General features: G+C 43.0%; 1 protein-coding gene. It reads left to right on the top strand.

The window, feature by feature from the left end; genetic code table 11:
- The coding region (gene whiA, locus HJY11_RS13380) for a DNA-binding protein WhiA (protein WP_208076439.1) at nt 1-356 on the top strand (356 nt) is incomplete at both ends.

The following is a 356-nucleotide window of genomic DNA, read 5'->3' as shown; positions in this document are numbered from 1 at the left end:
GAAAGTACTTTACATTATTGGAAAAAGCGTTTAATATAAAGGCTGAAATTTCTATCCGTAGAAATCAGGACAAAAAAAGTATTTTATACTTGATCGCAGTCGGTGGTCGGAAACAGACAGAAAGGATTCTTCAGGCTGCAAAGCTGGTTCTGGATGAACCAAAGCATGGAGGATTTCTTGGAGTCAGCAGCCTTGTTTACCAGAATGGATGCTGCAAGAGGGCTTTCTTTCGGGGAGCTTTTCTGACGGCCGGATCGATGAGTGATCCCCACAAATCTTATCATTTTGAAATTGTATGCGCGTCTGAGGAGAAAGCCGAGCTTTTGAAGAAGCTGATACAGGGATTCGAGATGGAC

This window comes from Bittarella massiliensis (ex Durand et al. 2017) (assembly GCF_017566145.1).
Lineage (GTDB): Bacteria > Bacillota > Clostridia > Oscillospirales > Ruminococcaceae > Bittarella > Bittarella massiliensis_A.
This window is presented reverse-complemented; position numbering and strand designations above follow the sequence as displayed.